Here is a 16,377-nt window from a genome sequence, read left to right as displayed (position 1 = left end):
ACTTACTTGCTTTCCAAACCTCCGGAAAGGACTTGTTTCAGACGTAATAAGGCTTGTATGGTTAGAGAAAATCCGCAACTAGTTGGTCAAATTCCCTATTTACCCAATGCATCACCTTTAGCTTTCTATATGTGCGGGTCACCTCAAGAACACCTACAGGACTGATTGCTGTCACCCCTCTATCTTTAAGGAATTCAATTAAGTCCCAAAACAGTTCATATGAGACTTCTTGTTCACCAAATTTTACTGGGTGAAGCTCTGATCTCATCGCGTTTGTGAACTCAAGAAAAATGTCAGCGTTGCCGCCAATCTTGCCCGAAATCGACTTAGCCAAAGAGTTTATAATCTGGTCACTGTCGTAATAGGTGACTGCCAGTTCTTCATTGCCAAATGAAAGTCTACGGAAGTGCTTAGTGCGCAAGGTGTGTTTGACAACATATTTGCGAACAAACTCCTGATAAGCTGATTGGTGATTCAGTGCAACCTTCATCTCTTCAGCCGTTTTAATTGTAGAGGCTATTTGATCTGGTCTTAGCTTTAGAGGGTTTACTATTTCTGGAGTGCTGCGATTACCGATCGCTCCGGACTCTTCAATCATCTCAACTTCATTACAAGTGATTCGATATTGTTGTTCACCAGACTGATTTACAGACTTTTTAATGTAATAGCCACAAAGATTAAAATCCGCGTCTCCACCATCCAAATTAAACCCACCAGCATTAAGCTCCTTCTCAAGCTTCTCTTGAAACTTGTCAGCATTTGCCTCGTAACACATTAATTCTCTGAGAACTTCTAAGGTAATAACCTCATCTTCAATCTTGCGTCGACGAAAGTTAATGTAAACGAAAAGCAATAGTTCACTTGCTTGCATCAAGCGCCAAGGTAAGCTGAAGAACGTTTCTTCCTCACACAACTCCTTCTCCAATATTGGATTAAAGGTAATAAAATACAGATTTGGTGATGCTTTGGCCTTGTCATTTTCAATGACAGGAGCTTCATCTGCGTTCGATGTGACCTGTATGAAAAATTGATAGTCAGATTGCTTGAAGATTTTCGTAAGGTTACGATCTAATATCCCTTTCAAATCTGATGCACGATAAATGGTTTCGCGCAGCCACGAGATTTGATTACGAATACGTTTCCTAGCCTGCCCACTATCTTTAATCCCTCGTAACTCTAGGATATCAACGATATGGACTGGGAACTCCTTGTGTTCAAAAGGCACCTGAAAACGTCGCTGTGTTAACATTTTAGAGTTGTAAGCTACAGCTATATTGATAATAACTACAAGCGTAGCTATAGCTCCCTTTGTAGCTATTTGATCTGGCGCTTTGGCTTCAAGATGAAACTTGCCCGAATTGTTATCAAAGGTTCTGCCTCTGAATTTAATCCCGTTTGCTCTATCGGGACTAATTTCTTGTATCTCCTTCAAAACAAGACCATCAGAATACATAGCACCACTAGGGAAATACGCTTTATCTGAACGACAATCATCCAAAGACAATCCCCTACGCTCTAAAGCTTCTCTTTGAGCGACTATATCGGTGCTTCTCTTCTCATTAACACTCTTATCTTTTAACTTGGCGAACTCACGTTCGTCAGCTTCTCTGATTGTCTCAGCGATATCACAGAATTGGAAACACCTAGGTTGCTTAAGTAAATTTCCATGTAAGGTAACCTCTACTTCCTCGATCACCTTTCGCTGTTTTAGTTCGCCTATAATTCTTCTGATGGATTCAGGTGCAAACTTCAATCGCTTTTCCTTTAAGATGTTAGCGAATGATTTGAGGGTTAAACCTTTTGTTGTGGAGCTAGCAAGAAGTAACTGGCGAATAATAGTTGTTTGAGATGAGTTTAATGATAGCTTTTCATACGTGAGCACGTTTTTGTGCTCTTCACCAGTAAAGCGAAATAGACGGAGCTTAGACTTTAGGTTGAGCTTTTCATATTCGTTTGGTAGCAGTTCGCTTATTTCTATCATTGCTAGGACTGGTTATTTAGTTATCAACAAATCCATACTAGCACTGAGTTTTGCAAGCGTAAACATCATACAATATGCACCTGTCGATAAATCATACCTGTCATAAATCATTGATACGTAGTGATTTAATATGAAGTACCGATACCCTAATAGTCGCCTAGGGTATAAAAGCAAGATCGTACATGAACCTTATCATCGATACAAAATGAGCAAATCAATTGAAATTGAATAGGTTAAGAGAAAGGACAGTTTAAACTAAAGATCGTACATGAACATAAACATCGATATGTGATCGAAGTGGAGTCAGGAGTGAACTACGGTAGATTTAAGGGTTTAAGGCACGTTAAGTAAAAGTAATTAATTCCTATTACTGTGAGATGTATCACTGCCAACCTTCAGCTTTAAGTTCTTGTTGAGCATTTCTCTGGATAATAAAAAACGTTATATCGTTGCAAGCCTTGATCATTATTCCCATAAGAGTGAACATAACCAAGATCGTACATGAACTATACAAAACAAGCATGAGACTCTATATCGTTGTAATTAATGACCTTTAGGCTAATTAATACGATCGTGGTGCCGTTCGTACATGAAATTGCACAATGATGTGTTAGTCACACTTGCATCGATGTTAGCCTTGATCATTAATCCGACATCCGTGAACGTAATTAGCATTCATGGACTTAGATAGGTTTGTGACTCAATCTCAACATCCACCAGCATCAATTATTTTGTATCGATGTTTGCTCTGATCGCTATCACACCATTCGTGAACGTACGAAGCCTGTTAGAGCCTAGCAGCACAAGATTATATCGATGTTCTTCATTGACCACTAACCTGTCAAATCCGATCCTAAACTCCTTATTCGTTGACAATGTACCTAATCATGGTATTGTAGTTGCACGTCTTGGCACACAAATAAGCCCTTGATTGAGGGTAGTTACCTCGCCACCTCCCAGATTAATCTGATGGTCAATAACTTCTTAATATAAAAACACTTACCCTAAAGAACGCATATGTAACCTCATGTCCGATTCTGTAAGTGCTAACTGGAGGTCAGTACTATAAATACGTATCGGCAATTACAGGTGATATATGAAACTCTATCTACATAACTTTCTAAGTCGCGAACGCATTACTAACTTTGCAACCTTATTCGCCTCTCCAAAAATCGCAGGTATGAAGGTTACACAAAAAGCATTTGTTAAGTGTCTGTCCACGATCTACGGATTCCGCTCTCAAGAAGCATATCTTGACCATGTATCTAAACTTCATGCTCACGCCTATGATGTGACAACTAAGCAGGTGTTCTTCACACGCACAAGTGACAACAAGTATAAACTCGCAGGGATTCATCTTTCGATTAAGGTGAATGGTGACCACTTCGAAAACATCCACATTCACGACGGAGTTCTAGGGGATGATGGTTACCTAACAAAAGCAGAGGTTCGTATTAGTATTGGAATGGAGTCCTCAGAGCGCACCATCTCAATTTCAGATCGTATGCGTGACAGTCAGATTGCAATTAACTATGCGTTTGAGATTGTTAATTGGGTAAACGAAAACATTAAGAAGTTGCAGCCTAAGGACTTTGATGGATGGAGCTTAAATATCTTTGACCAATATAAGTCTAATGAGCAGGAGATTATTGAATCAATCTCGAACTGTAAAGGCATCCCTACCAACGCTTACCTTCAAACCAAAGACTCTAAGGGGAGTGAATACACTAGCCTGCGCGGAATTATCCTTAGCGAGCTAAATCACGACATTGACAAGCTATCGCATGAGGGGCAATTAGAGTTAATTTACTCTTTCTCACCAATCAAGCCTATGAGTCCTTGGGTTTCAAGGTTCGGCAAAGACTTCTTTAAAGGAACGTCAAAGTATTTAGTAATTGAGAAGGCTTTGTCTCTATTCGAAGATGTAACCACTAATGATTCCAAAATGCCATCGGTCATTCTTTGTAAATACGCAGAGGAATACAGACTAAGGCTAGATGTAGGCTTTGATGATAGTGATTACTCACATTTAGAAGCTCATTTATACTTGGTCGGTGAAGATGGTGAAGTAGTCCTTAATCTTGGTGATGTTTCAGATTTCACTTCACAGGAAGCTGATATCTCAGGTCAGATTGCTGAAGTTGTAATGGAAGTGGTTAAAACAGGTCTGGCTCCGAATACAGTTCGTAAAGACATCGCTCGATACCTCTAAACTCATATAGGGGGCATAGCCTCCTATTTTTATACTTAACATCAAGTTAAAAAGGGTCTTTTGTTTGATGCTGGTGGATGTTTTACGATGCGCAAGATCGTACATGGACGCACAACGATACATTCTGCAATTACCGTACAAACACAAGACTTGATCATGCTTCCGAAACAAAACACTGTTAACTGTAGTGTGTGAAAAAACAAGTAAACCACCAACACTCAGATATTAATGACAAATATCGTTAATAACTTTCGAGAAACAAAAGCAAACCGCAAGATCGAACATGAACTGATACATCGATGTTAGCCTTGATCATTAATCCTTGAATCGTGAACGTGCAGCCATTTAAGTCTTAAGTCTGATATCGATGTTAGCCCTGATCGTTAACCATGAATTAATGAACGTGGGGATGCGGGTGCAAAAATAAGGCTAGCATCTCGCTAGCCTACTTATTGCCACTCTAGAAGCTCATAGAGCGGGGAATTCTAATCACTCCGTTACTGTCCTTCTTTGGTGCTTTGAGTATTGTTCGTTTATTAAATTCCATCGAATACTTTTTCTCTAAAGTGTCTCTTGGAACCCCTGACCTTTCAGCCACTGCGTCATACCCCGCGTCTACAACAGCGGCGAAAGATAATTGAGCATCTACCGTTAAGTCCATTGCATCATTGATTGATGTCCTGAGTTTAGTTTGGAAATCGGAGTGTGGATTTACACCATCACTGTTGCCAAAAAGGTTGTTGTAAACAGACATCATCTCAGGGGTAACATCTATATCGGTTAAAGCGCCCGTAAACTTTTCAGCGATAAGTCGAAGCCATTTTGTAACTGTATCAAATACACCTTTCATCTGAACATTAGTGGTTGGCTCTGACACATAACTCAAGAATCCCTCATTAAACCTGTGCTCGTACTCACGACGGGAAACGTAATCAAGGTTTCTAAACTGCCTAGGTGTAGTACCTAGCCAAGCGGTTACGATATTAAAGTCCTTCACTAGAGGATTGTCATCAGGTAGGTCTTTGGACAAGTCGGCCATCATTACAAGAAAACTGCTATTTACAGATTTAACTAGTTCATCGAACTGGGCAAACTTACTAAAGGACGATCGGGAGAAATAATCTGCATAAACTGACACATCATTAACAGTTGTATTTCTGGAAAGCATTTCATCTTTCCAAGCATTCTCAATTACCTGATCGACATCATTTTGAAAGTGAACAATGGGCTTTATTGATACTACTTTCTCATTAAAGTGTGGAATAAAAACAGGAATTGAAGCTTTACGCTCAGTGTTGGTTAGGTACGCCCTGTCTGCTACTTGATAAGCCTCAATTTCACCCGCTAAGTGCAAATACTGAGTGATAGAGTCTATGTATCTATAACCTTCAGTCCCTCGATATTCTTGATTTTCAGCTTCATCTGCCAGCTCAAAATATTCACTAGACAATTTCGGATACATTTCCTCGAACGCATCAAGCTCATCGAAGTATCTGTCAGCGATTTCATCAGGGACAGCATCCCAGTCAAGGTCGTTCCCCTCCCCGTATGAGTGCAATTCAATTAACGTCTGAAATCGCTGAGCAAGACCTTTTGCAAATTCTGGATTCTCCCTAAGTAAGTTATTTATCTTAAGAAGGCTCACTCTGCGTTTTTCTTTAAGAAGGTCTAGTTCCCTAAACATTGTTGCATTGCCACCTACAGCAAAATCTTCCTTTTGTTGAATAAAGTGCTGCACCTCATGTAGTAATGACTTTTTGAATTGTTCTTTTGTAACATCAAGAGACACGTGAAGCTCAACGAATCCAGAATTTGTGTTGAACCTACATTGATTGGAAGCCTTATACCCTCCTGAACGGATAGTCGAATCGTCCTGAATGATTGGAGTGATGACAACATTCCAGAAATCATGATATTGCTCAAGAATGGGGTTGGGCTTAAAAGCATCCATCAATAGGATTTCTTGACCACCACTCCCGCTCAAGAAGCTGTTCATTTCTTCTGAGAATTCAAGAGTTGAGTCGTCAGTTTCAAATCTCCACTTACTATCAGACTCAACTTGTCTAAACCATCCAGTATTTGTGAAAATTTCTTCACGGGACAGACCCTGAGCTTCCATTTGAATAGCTTCATCGATACCTAAATCTTTGGCACCTTCTGCTTGTGAACCAATGAACATTTTAATTAAAGAATACTAATTATCGGAACATGTGTACAGACTTCAATTGTTTTTAAAAACAATGCGTACAAAGTAGGTGTCAGAAAGAGCCTCGACAATTTAAAAGGTGTTACAGATGCACTAATAATAGGATTGGCTTATCGGCTTTAACCTGAGCGAGATAGCTTGTATTTAATGAGGGGCTGTTTCTTGAGAGTTCGTATGCCTGTTTATCAGATTGGTTGTGGTGTAAGGAAGTTTTGTACGCAGGGGATAAGGTCGCTTTAAGCGACCCTTTTAGCGTCTGGAAGGCGATTTGTAATCGTTTTACGTAATACGCCGTAAATGTAGCGCCAGCCTTCACCATGCCCCTCAGTCATATCTATGGTTTTTAAACCATTCCAAGTGGGTTGATCGAACATGTTGTTGATCCATAATGTATATTGGATAGCATGAGCCAGTTCATGCGCAACGAGTGCCGAAAGGTAAACCTCAATGCTACCACCTATAGATCCAATCACATCGTCATCTTTAAAGCTGTCGTACTCGTGAAATATTAAATCAGTCCCCTGATCGTCAAGTTCAATCATTATCCGGCTTAAAGCAAACTTCATGTACGGATTGCCCCCACTTATCCCACCAGATGAGCGAGTTATGCTAGGCGCTGTGGTGTATTTGACCTCTCTCAAACCCGCTAAACTTGACGGCAAGTCTGGAAATAGCTTAAACGAGGCACGCACGTACTCGCAAACAAGTGATTCAATTCGCTTCTGAAGTAAAGGTGCTAGCTTTGAGCGACGAACTTGCTCCTCTGGAGTCAAGTAAAAATCACCTCGCTTACTCTTGATGGTTTTAAGTCGTTTCTTTTGGACTGATTTTTTAAATTCCCCAGTCTTCTTCCAGTTCTTTAGTTTTGCTAGATACAACAACCCATCATTTTGAGTGATAAGCCCCTTCTTTACTGAAGACTTAAAGATCAAATCCAAAAGGTCGTAAATACTTTGAGTCAGAACTGTACTCTCTCCAGTAAACGGTACGCGAATACTTTTTGAATTAAATTTTATAGAATTTAAATTTGCCTGCTTATGCCAGTATGCAGAAAGACGATATTTACACGGGTCATTAAGGCGCATTTCCCACTGTCTTTTAAAAACAAAAACAAAGTTCTCGGGTAAGGCAATCGTTGTCGACTTCATAATTATCCTATAAATTTGAATATTCAGCAGAAGCTTAGATATCTACTGATAGATAGATCTGAAACTTTAACGTTAACAATCGAGATATGCACGAAAACTTTTAATTCTATTTGGTTCAATGTAAGCATTCGACACGTGAATACATTTGAAAAAACAGCCATATGCCGTCACTAGAAGAAACTTTTGTACTCGTAAGTATGCTCGTAATTGTGAGTCATAATGCTACCGTAAACATTCTTCTGGTTGGTTCTAAGGCGATTGAAGCTCTGACAACAAATACAAGAAATCGTTCTATAAAAAAATTTTGAGTGTCGATAAAAACATTTGATTAACATAAATTTAATGAAAGTGTAATCTTACAGGTTTTAATTTATGCATTATTGATCATAAGACGATCATAATGATCGCCTTCTTGCGATTGATGGTATGTTTTTGGTGTGGTGCATTAAACATTCTGTTAACAATTCCATTTGTTTTAATGCCACATAGCACGCTCGTTCTATTGACAAAAATCATCAGACCGCTAAACTACGCCCCACTTAAACAGATATAAGAAAAACGGAGATTTAGAGTGACTTTACATAATAATGCTACAACGATTTGCGAAATCGAGAGTTCACTTTTAAAATCAGGGAAGCCATTTATCGAGTCAGACGTGCTAGTTGATATTGCTACATTCAATGTTAATTCTGTTTACAATGTTGCAATATTTTCCACTCCTGTTACCGAGATCTCAAACCTTGGCAATGTTCATACAGCGATAGTTATCACTGATGAAAAAACAGACGAGTTCGATCTAGATGATTCAATTTTTGAGGGTGTTGAATCTATAGGCGATCAAGTTGAACTGTATAATTCTGAAATGAAAGGTTCAGAGATTATAGAGCTTATCAAGGAAGATAAACTAGGCTTTAAAAACTTCCTATTAATCACTGCGCTAATGGAAGCATCGGTTGATATGAACGATTGGTGTGACCAAAACTGCCAAGATGATACCATCACACTAGGTGGAGAATTCACTAACGGCTATATTTTGCTTTCGTTTGGTCTTAAAGACAAAAAAACAGTGGTGAAACTACCGAACGGCTTATCGGTTGAAACTGATCAACACCACCTAACAGATGATTCTGTGAAGAAACTGAAGGACACGATGACTCCCCAAGAAATCGTTGTTTTGAAAGATGTGATAAAGACTACTTTCCTATTCCGTTAATCACACAACAAAAGACAAACACAACACTAGAAGGCAGCCAATGGTTGCCTTTTTGTTTTTAAAAACAATTGAAGATCTTTAAGTATTGGTTTAGCATAACCAAGTTACAAAGGACTTATAAATAATGAAATCTAATATTCTTTTTTCAAATCCAATGACGTGTGCAGTTGGCTCCCCAATAAACCCTAAAACTGACAAATTTGGCTATACATACTTTGTTGCAGGCAACTCAATCGATTCCCCAAATCTGTACAGAAACATCTCTAGACTTGGCTCTTCAAACCAAAAAGCCGCCAAGCTTTTAAGTGACGCAATAGAGGCTCACAAGTTAGGGCATTTGAATATGCTCGTCCGTGTTAACGAGCAACGAAACACCTTACACATTGACGGTCGGCAAGGACTTTTAATTAGTGAGCTTTCAGATGAGTGTAAGCACCGTATTGTAGAAATTCTCAACGATCTAGAACAACTTTAATCAAGAGGCTATCCAATGTCTTGCACAAAAAAACTCTCACAACAAATTAGCTTTGAGCTAAAACACTTAAGAAAAGAGCTGTCGCCGACATACAGAGAAATACACAAACACGACCCTAAGTTTAGCGGCAATAAAGACGGTGACACCAACTTCTCTTACAAAGAGATTAATGCCGACTCAAGATACTTCTTCATTAGACAAGACGAACCACAAATCATTTTGTCGGTGGCATTAGTTAAGACTAATACTAAAACGCCATTTGTAAGCGTCTCGATTAAGAACGCAGCTAATGACACAGTTATCTCAAGCAACGAACTAACACCTCGTGATGCTCGCGATCTTATCTGTCGCATAACCTACCTAGCAGAATCGCTTGGCGTTTCGGAAGGGATGACAAAAGAAAAAGAGCTCAGCTTTATTGGCGGTGTAAAAAGCTTAATTACAGGCGAAGAACTACCATCGAAGAATGGCTCATTAGAGTTAGAACAAAAAAACTTCGAAACTGAGATGTCACAAGTTGAAGATTGTATCTACGGTGTTTTCCAGTCGGCACAAGACAAATACAATGAATTCATTGCTCTACAGAAGTCTGTGGATAAGGCAGTTGAAGATTCACCTGAAATGGCTCGATTAAACTTGGCAAAAAAAGAACTTGAGGCGGCTGAAGAGGCGCTTAAGAAAAAGAAATTAGAGATTTCCAAAGAGCATAACTTTAACGAAGCACAAGATGACTACCACTCTTTCAAAGTGCAAGCAGAAAAAAAGCTTACATCTTATATTGATAAGCAGAACGAAATTTGCAGTCAATATCTACGGGGTGTAACGGCAAAGTCAAAAGTCAGACCTTGGAACTTAAGCAATACGCGATCTAAGCTACACACACTTCTCTCTCGTGGAATCTTTTTTGGCAAAATTCTAAAATAAAGAGAAACAATGTCTTTTGCTGCCACCCTTGTAGGATCTCAAAAAACCCCGAATTGCGTTGGGGTTTTAATGCACTATGTAGCTCTGTATTTAACTGAACAATGCAGATATATCATTAGATCTGGTGGAGCAAAAGGTGCCGACACTTTCTTTGAGATGGGAGTGCCAGCTCGACTATCTCAACTTCAAGAAATATACATGCCCTCCCCTCGTTTCCCTAAAGGGAATTGCAGAAGAACTTATGTATCAGACTTTAGAAAACGAATGGACGCCATGAGCGTTGTTGAAAAAGAGTCGTTACACGAGTTCTGGCACGTCTTAATAGAATCACCAAGCAACAACAACACCGTTGCAAATCATCTTCGCAATGTTTTTCAAGTATTAGGCGATGACCCAATAGAATCACCAATCCCATCAAGACTTCTTGTCTGTTGGACACCTGACGGGGCAAAGGAATGGGAAGAGACAACGCAAAGAACGGGTGGAACCCGAACAGCTATTAGGCTTGCACTGCGTCACAACATCCCTGTATTTAATTTAGCTCGTAAGGAAGATGTGCTTCGAATACATGAAAAGGTTAAGCACTTATACAAACCAACACACACGCCGGATATACAAGAAATACTGAGGCACTGTGCAAAATAGGTGTTTTTAAAAACAAATGACTATCCATTGCAAGGCCAACTAGTTATGGTAAAATGGCGATAGATTCACTTTTCAAGAGGTTCAAATGCGCACAATTAGGCAAATTGTCAGCGACTGCCTGAATGAGGACAAGCATGGGTTACCAAGCATTGTCACTAATGAAGCTATTAGCTGCTTAAATCAAAGAGCTCAAGTAAGAAAACGAGTTGATACAATTGCTGATTCTATGACCTCAGCAGGATTTATTCAGCTTAAACCTGTTCAAATCGATAAAGTTCAGTTATTCAATTCAAAGGTCAAGTCTGACTTTGCTCAGGAGTTATCAATCTACCCTGCCGTTTATCGCGATGATGAATGGGTGCCTGATTTAGAAACTCCATTATTAAAACTGATGTTATCGGAACTATCTTTAGCTAAGTTGATTTTTGAAGTCGACTCGGGCGAAGGAACGCCAATAACATTAAGCCAGTTGAACGATTTAAAGACAGACATCTATAAGCCAAACATTAGTTTAAATAAGCAACTCTACCAACAAACCAATGCTGATGCCCAAGAGCTGGTGGACGCAGTTAAAAAGCTAGAAGATGTATGTGTGTCACTCTGTGAGCCTGACTTTAAAATCAATAAACAGTTTAAAGATGATTTTAAGAGGCAGCTTGCTGTCCTAGCTAGATCAACTAATGTCGACGTAGAGTTTCTTATTGAGACTCTAAGAAGAACTTTAGAATCAACTATGGTTGGCGTAAGATCAGAGGTAGTGTCTACGTTAACTGGTTTATTGAAGAAAGTAGCCTCGCCTGCGTTACTAGAGAGTAACGTAGAAAAAACTTCAATTATTAACGATTATTTCGAAGCATTTCGCATTGATAAGCCTGAGCATGTCTCGCTTGCGCGTGTTGTGCGCTCGGCCAACCTAAGAGGTGACGAAAGTAAGGAATACAGTTGGCTAGTTGATCAAAGAACGTTTGACCTAAGAAGAAAAGCTTCTTTTGGCGCTCAAAACTGCCAAGGGGTAATTAAATTGAGCACCAATAGTGCCAACGATACTTACACCTTCGGGAACGCTCATACGAATAACTCAACTATCGATATGAACATCTGCTTTGCTAATGACTACATTGGAGAGCATGGTGATGTGGGTATTAAACGCTTGCATGGTATTGCGAAAATTTGCATGACCAAAAACCAGTTGCTTGAGCTTATCCAAGGCAGTTTATGCGGACACTTTGTCAAGTGTACAATTCCTTATTACCTCGGAAGAGAGTTAAAGAACCCAAGCTCATCACTTGAGCACGACACATTCAGTTTCAGTCGATTGGGAATGAAGAAAGAAACTTCTTCTTTTAAAGACATTATTTCCCAATTAGTGGAACTGATTGAAAAGAAATCTCAGTCAAAAGCTCATAAACAAGAAATTCAAGAGCTAGTAAATTCATTAGGAAAAGTAGTTGATGAGATCAACAAACACCGGATGACAGAAACTGAGGTAATTGTCGATACCATGGCTGGTGAGTTCTATGATTACCACGCCAAAGAGATCACCAAGTTAATCGAAACTGTGGTTGGCGTTAAGCCAGAAATTGAAGACCAAGTCAAAAGACTGGTAGCTTTTCAACCTAATCAAGGATAGAGCAGTGTAAGCTGCTCATTTTTAGTATGAATGATAAATTAATTCACAGCGCACAAAGCTATATCTTTAATTTCTTCGAAGATTTAATGATCCTAATTGAAGACAAAGAGGTATCATTTGAAAGCTTGGCGGCGTCAACCAACATCTCAGAACAAAGACTTAAAGACTTAGTTGAAAGTCGCGGCATTGATGATGATTGCATACCTCCAACACTCGAAGAGGTGTTTCTAATTTCTCAAACTGTAAAGTATCAAGTGAATTTCAAATTGCCCCAAACTGATCTTTACACCCAGCAAGAAGTCGAGGATTTAAAGGTCTTAGCTCTTAAAGATGCCAAAATCCGCGCTAAGTTTCTAGAGCTTCAGATTGGAGCATCATCATCCGTAGATGATACATTTTGCCGACCTCCTATTGGCGATGACGATGTGTGCGACTTCTATATTAAGCCCAAAAAACTTGAAGCCTATTTTAGTCAAGAGATGGTGTGTAAGAGTTTTTTTAATGGCTTCGGTATAGAGATGAAATGCTCCGTGAACCCAAAAGTAGACATCAAAAGAAAACAGTTACACATCATCAAAGATGATAACCTCAGCGGTGCTATCTCTGTGATGCGTCGACCTTCAGATTTCTACCTCTTCATCCGAACTAATAATGGTGAGCACAAACACCCTTATAACTACGTGGATTCTATTTACCTAATCCCGACCTACATTATTGATGAGTTGCTTTTTGCGAACGATGTAAAAGTAGATGGTGTGTCAAAAGACAAAAATGGCAAGACTTATGAGGTCGAAAAAATCGCATTGAGCAAGCTAACGGAAGTGGCGGATGTACAGCGGGTTTTAGGGGTGTGCGGAGTGAAGCCGCAATTCCCAACGCATGAGTGTATTCGTGGGTTAGTTCAATCGCAATTTGATGAATGGATCAAAAGCTCATCACTAGACAAGATCCTAAAACGGAAAGAATTATTGGACAAACAGAAAGATATTCCAGAGATCGACTGGGTCAAACGAACCCAATCAAAAGTTAGCAGTATTTAAACGATAAAAAGACCTCGCTTAGAGGTCTTTTTTTATACGAAGCCAACACTAGATTCTAGGTCTATTAGCGTTTATTGAATGCTCGGCTTTTATTTGTGGGTTCTTAAACTGAGCCTCACGCACCGTCCTTACAAGGTTTATGTTCATTGTGTTGAACCTGTTTTCGTCTTTATTATCAAAGGAGTAAAACTCATCGCTGTAACCTTTTACAGGGTGAGGAACTTCATCGGTGTAAATTGCAGTGTGTTTAGGCAATTTAATGCTTTCTGTAATTACAGGGAGCTTATCCTGATCAAAAAACAATGTATGCCCCATTTCCATTTTAGGCGCAACTGAGCTACAAATTGCTTTCAGATGGTTGTCCAAGTAAGTCTTCATGGCTTTAGGGGTAATACTCAAGTCTGTAATAGTCTCATTTACTTCGCTCCTAGGTCGGTCAACATCATCAATCAGATCTCTTATATGTTGTATTTGCTCAGGCTTTGGGGGAACGATATTTATTGCATCATATCCCATCGATGAAATTAATCGGCTTAGAGCTCCGCCACTACGTCTGAATTCCTTTTGATTAAGCTTTCCAAGTTCGGTGTTTAATTCGTTCATCACCACGTAGCAATCGTAATGAGTTCTTGCGTTAAACAGCTTTGAAACAGTACGTTTAGCTGTATTTTCCAGCATCTTGTCTGTTGAAGGATTATTAGTCTTAAAGCTATTACATAGTGCCTCAATTGCATGTGGTGAAGGCATATCACCGAGAGTTTTAAACCCTGAGTCACGATTGAAGTCGGCATTGTAAAAACAATTACTTCCAGAAACTCGAAGTTTAAGTAGTAAGCCGTTTTCACTTTTCATTCTTGCCTTCTCTTCGTCTGATGCTCCTTCACGCTTCATAGAGACCTCAAAACTCTTAGGGTTCGCATAGACAGTAACAGCTTCATTAATGGAACGAGTAGTGTATAAACCTGAACCACGCATTGATGTTGTCATAGGCTTAGAGTCAAACTTTGACATCGACTCTTTATCTGTAAGTGTACCGTGATAGAGGTCTGCGTGTGCAGCGCTATTCATTATTGCTAGAGGGTAATCTAGGTGATGGAGAACACGAAGAGCTTCTCCAGTGAGCTGTCTCCCCGTCTTGTGTAATTTCCACGTTTCAACAAGCTCACCCTCTTCTTTTGAGCGTGTAGCTACCACATCACCATTTAATGTAATTACCCCACTCTGATCCATTTGTTCGATATCGTGTTGGTACAGACAAGGGATTATAGATGTGTACTTTGAAACGTATGAGAGTGCATCCTGTTCAGATTTGATTTCTACTTCGTTGTTTTTATCAAACCACTTATCCCCTACCTTAATGATTGCACCAAGCCCATAATCAACAAGACCCGCTTTAAAGCCTTGCTGAACACGAGTCTCAGTGATCGGTACTGTCGCTGAATCCTTGAGTTCGAGGTTAAAGCGTTCACAGGCGGATTTTAAATCAAATTCTGATTCATCTAAAAGTAGCGATTCTTTATATGTTTGATTCACTGAATCAAGCTCAAACCAATCAAGAGTTCCATCATGCTTGATTACCTCAGTTAAGGGGATTGCAATCTTGCTGTTAGTGTAGCCTCGTAGTCTATTTAAAGGGATTTCGCTCTGGTTAATGAAATACATTAGTCTTTTCTTTAATTGTATAAATTCATAGGAGATAAAGCCAATTTTGACTTTCCAGAGTTCTGGAATTATTACATGCCAGATCCTTATACGTACTTGGCTTTTGCAATAATGCTACTTGAAGGGATTGTGCTGACGTGGCATTATCCGAAAATCATAGTAATAGTACCACAAAGAGCAGCATGAAAAGCCCTGACAAAATTCAAGAGATGCTAAGTATTACTGACATAGAAGGCGTCTCAATCCCTTCACAGCTCTTAGATGAGCTTGAGCAGACAGTGACTATAACTTCAGAAGGAAAGCTGCCGAGAACAATACTTGAAGGCTTTAAAGCTATGCTCAAAATGATGGGTATGGAAGATGAGTGGCAAAAACCCAAGGGACTGAATACATCTCTGCCTTGTCCATTGATATTTTTCAAAGACAACCTAGGCGATGAGGCTCGAAATGGACATCGTGTTGTCAATGAAGACAATCCCGTTGAAATTCCCATTTTGGACAAAAACGTCATGTGTAATCGATCGGACTTTGAGTTTGTCACATTCAACGTAAAGAATCTCATCAAGCACTATAACTTACCAGAGCATGATGCACGGATCTTCTATCGAATGTTTTCAAAAGGGCCATTCAAACTGAAGTTAGCCAAACCCCTAAAGGCATCACGCGTGGAAACTCATATGGTCTCTGTCATTCGAGATGAGAATGGGCAGTTTAATTCAGCAGTATGGGCTTGTGAGGACTTGAGTGACGGGTACTACACTAAGTGCGATATCCCGTTATCCAATAAGCTAGCGGGTGATATATGCGTAAATTGGTCTGAAAAGATACCGCCTCGTATAATCCCATTACCAATACAAGTATGGCGTGACGTTACAGAAAAATGGCTCCTTTCCCGAGGCGAAACTAGACAATCTCTTAGTTTGAGTAGAATGAACAAACATACAGTCAACATGATCAGACATTGCGCCAAAGGCTATGAACACAGCTGGAAGTTAGCAAAAGAAGATGAGCACAAAACCTACCACGACTGGTCATTTGACTTGGTAATGAAGCAAATCTGGAACACTTACCCTATGCTTCAAACAGAAGTTACGAATCAATTCAAAGATAGAGAGAGACGAGAGCTGAGGAAGGCTGCTTAGTTTCCAGAGGTCTGGAAAGAAGAAACCGCAAGTAACTTAATGTCACTTGCGGAACCTAATTCCCGATTTTCTTTTCGCGCAAAGATGGAGGGAGCCCAG

At 39.6% G+C, this 16,377-nt stretch carries 12 protein-coding genes; 8 read left to right on the top strand and 4 right to left on the bottom strand.

Annotation, left to right across the window (positions count from 1 at the left end; genetic code table 11):
* Positions 1-61 precede the first annotated feature (61 nt).
* Positions 62-1,981 (bottom strand): replication initiator protein RctB domain-containing protein, encoded by a 1,920-nt coding sequence (locus tag KJB35_RS00740; RefSeq protein ID WP_285468942.1) that lies wholly within the window; start codon positions 1,979-1,981, stop codon positions 62-64.
* 1,096 nt (positions 1,982-3,077) lie between these two features.
* On the opposite strand from KJB35_RS00740, the gene KJB35_RS00735 reads away from it, so the two are divergent.
* Positions 3,078-4,193 (top strand): hypothetical protein, encoded by a 1,116-nt coding sequence (locus tag KJB35_RS00735; protein ID WP_285468941.1) that lies wholly within the window; start codon positions 3,078-3,080, stop codon positions 4,191-4,193.
* Positions 4,194-4,653: 460 nt separating this feature from the next.
* Here KJB35_RS00735 and KJB35_RS00730 read toward each other — a convergent pair whose 3' ends face one another.
* Positions 4,654-6,372: an LPD23 domain-containing protein gene (locus KJB35_RS00730; RefSeq protein WP_285468940.1), complete on the bottom strand. Its 1,719-nt coding sequence runs from the start codon at positions 6,370-6,372 to the stop codon at positions 4,654-4,656.
* Positions 6,373-6,635: 263 nt separating this feature from the next.
* Positions 6,636-7,547, bottom strand: a complete 912-nt coding sequence (locus KJB35_RS00725; protein ID WP_285468939.1) for a hypothetical protein — start codon at positions 7,545-7,547, stop codon at positions 6,636-6,638.
* A gap of 571 nt (positions 7,548-8,118) precedes the next feature.
* On the opposite strand from KJB35_RS00725, the gene KJB35_RS00720 reads away from it, so the two are divergent.
* From KJB35_RS00720 to KJB35_RS00695, 6 genes are all read left to right on the top strand, one after another.
* Positions 8,119-8,760, top strand: coding sequence for a hypothetical protein (locus KJB35_RS00720; protein WP_285468938.1), 642 nt, complete (start codon positions 8,119-8,121; stop codon positions 8,758-8,760).
* Positions 8,761-8,884: 124 nt separating this feature from the next.
* Complete coding sequence (locus KJB35_RS00715; RefSeq protein ID WP_285468937.1) at positions 8,885-9,235, top strand: hypothetical protein; 351 nt, start codon at positions 8,885-8,887, stop codon at positions 9,233-9,235.
* Positions 9,236-9,250: 15 nt separating this feature from the next.
* Entirely contained in the window at positions 9,251-10,159 is a 909-nt protein-coding gene (locus KJB35_RS00710; protein WP_285468936.1) for a hypothetical protein, read from the top strand.
* Positions 10,160-10,168: 9 nt separating this feature from the next.
* Entirely contained in the window at positions 10,169-10,804 is a 636-nt protein-coding gene (locus KJB35_RS00705) for a hypothetical protein (protein WP_285468935.1), read from the top strand.
* A gap of 85 nt (positions 10,805-10,889) precedes the next feature.
* Positions 10,890-12,434 carry a hypothetical protein gene (locus KJB35_RS00700; protein ID WP_285468934.1) on the top strand — a complete coding sequence of 515 codons (1,545 nt, stop codon included), beginning with the start codon at positions 10,890-10,892 and terminating at the stop codon, positions 12,432-12,434.
* 26 nt (positions 12,435-12,460) lie between these two features.
* On the top strand, positions 12,461-13,474 hold the full coding sequence (locus tag KJB35_RS00695) for a hypothetical protein (RefSeq protein WP_285468933.1): 1,014 nt from the start codon (positions 12,461-12,463) through the stop codon (positions 13,472-13,474).
* 48 nt (positions 13,475-13,522) lie between these two features.
* Here the strand turns inward: KJB35_RS00695 and KJB35_RS00690 are convergent, their stop codons facing one another.
* Positions 13,523-15,136, bottom strand: coding sequence for a hypothetical protein (locus tag KJB35_RS00690; protein WP_285468932.1), 1,614 nt, complete (start codon positions 15,134-15,136; stop codon positions 13,523-13,525).
* Between the two features lie 182 nt (positions 15,137-15,318).
* Here KJB35_RS00690 and KJB35_RS00685 point away from each other — a divergent pair, with 182 nt between their 5' ends.
* Positions 15,319-16,278 (top strand): hypothetical protein, encoded by a 960-nt coding sequence (locus KJB35_RS00685; protein WP_285468931.1) that lies wholly within the window; start codon positions 15,319-15,321, stop codon positions 16,276-16,278.
* The last annotated feature ends 99 nt before the right edge of the window (positions 16,279-16,377 follow it).

This window comes from Vibrio sp. D431a (genome assembly GCF_030248655.1).
Classification (GTDB): domain Bacteria; phylum Pseudomonadota; class Gammaproteobacteria; order Enterobacterales; family Vibrionaceae; genus Vibrio; species Vibrio alginolyticus.
This window is presented reverse-complemented; position numbering and strand designations above follow the sequence as displayed.

What these genes read in the sequence shown, in the direction of transcription:
- KJB35_RS00740 (WP_285468942.1), bottom strand. Translation starts at nt 1,981, where the DNA reads ATGATAGAAATAAGCGAACTGCTACCAAACGAATATGAAAAGCTCAAC.
- KJB35_RS00735 (WP_285468941.1), top strand. Translation starts at nt 3,078, where the DNA reads ATGAAACTCTATCTACATAACTTTCTAAGTCGCGAACGCATTACTAAC.
- KJB35_RS00730 (WP_285468940.1), bottom strand. Translation starts at nt 6,372, where the DNA reads ATGTTCATTGGTTCACAAGCAGAAGGTGCCAAAGATTTAGGTATCGAT.
- KJB35_RS00725 (WP_285468939.1), bottom strand. Translation starts at nt 7,547, where the DNA reads ATGAAGTCGACAACGATTGCCTTACCCGAGAACTTTGTTTTTGTTTTT.
- KJB35_RS00715 (WP_285468937.1), top strand. Translation starts at nt 8,885, where the DNA reads ATGAAATCTAATATTCTTTTTTCAAATCCAATGACGTGTGCAGTTGGC.
- KJB35_RS00710 (WP_285468936.1), top strand. Translation starts at nt 9,251, where the DNA reads ATGTCTTGCACAAAAAAACTCTCACAACAAATTAGCTTTGAGCTAAAA.
- KJB35_RS00705 (WP_285468935.1), top strand. Translation starts at nt 10,169, where the DNA reads ATGTCTTTTGCTGCCACCCTTGTAGGATCTCAAAAAACCCCGAATTGC.
- KJB35_RS00700 (WP_285468934.1), top strand. Translation starts at nt 10,890, where the DNA reads ATGCGCACAATTAGGCAAATTGTCAGCGACTGCCTGAATGAGGACAAG.
- KJB35_RS00695 (WP_285468933.1), top strand. Translation starts at nt 12,461, where the DNA reads ATGAATGATAAATTAATTCACAGCGCACAAAGCTATATCTTTAATTTC.
- KJB35_RS00690 (WP_285468932.1), bottom strand. Translation starts at nt 15,136, where the DNA reads ATGTATTTCATTAACCAGAGCGAAATCCCTTTAAATAGACTACGAGGC.
- KJB35_RS00685 (WP_285468931.1), top strand. Translation starts at nt 15,319, where the DNA reads ATGAAAAGCCCTGACAAAATTCAAGAGATGCTAAGTATTACTGACATA.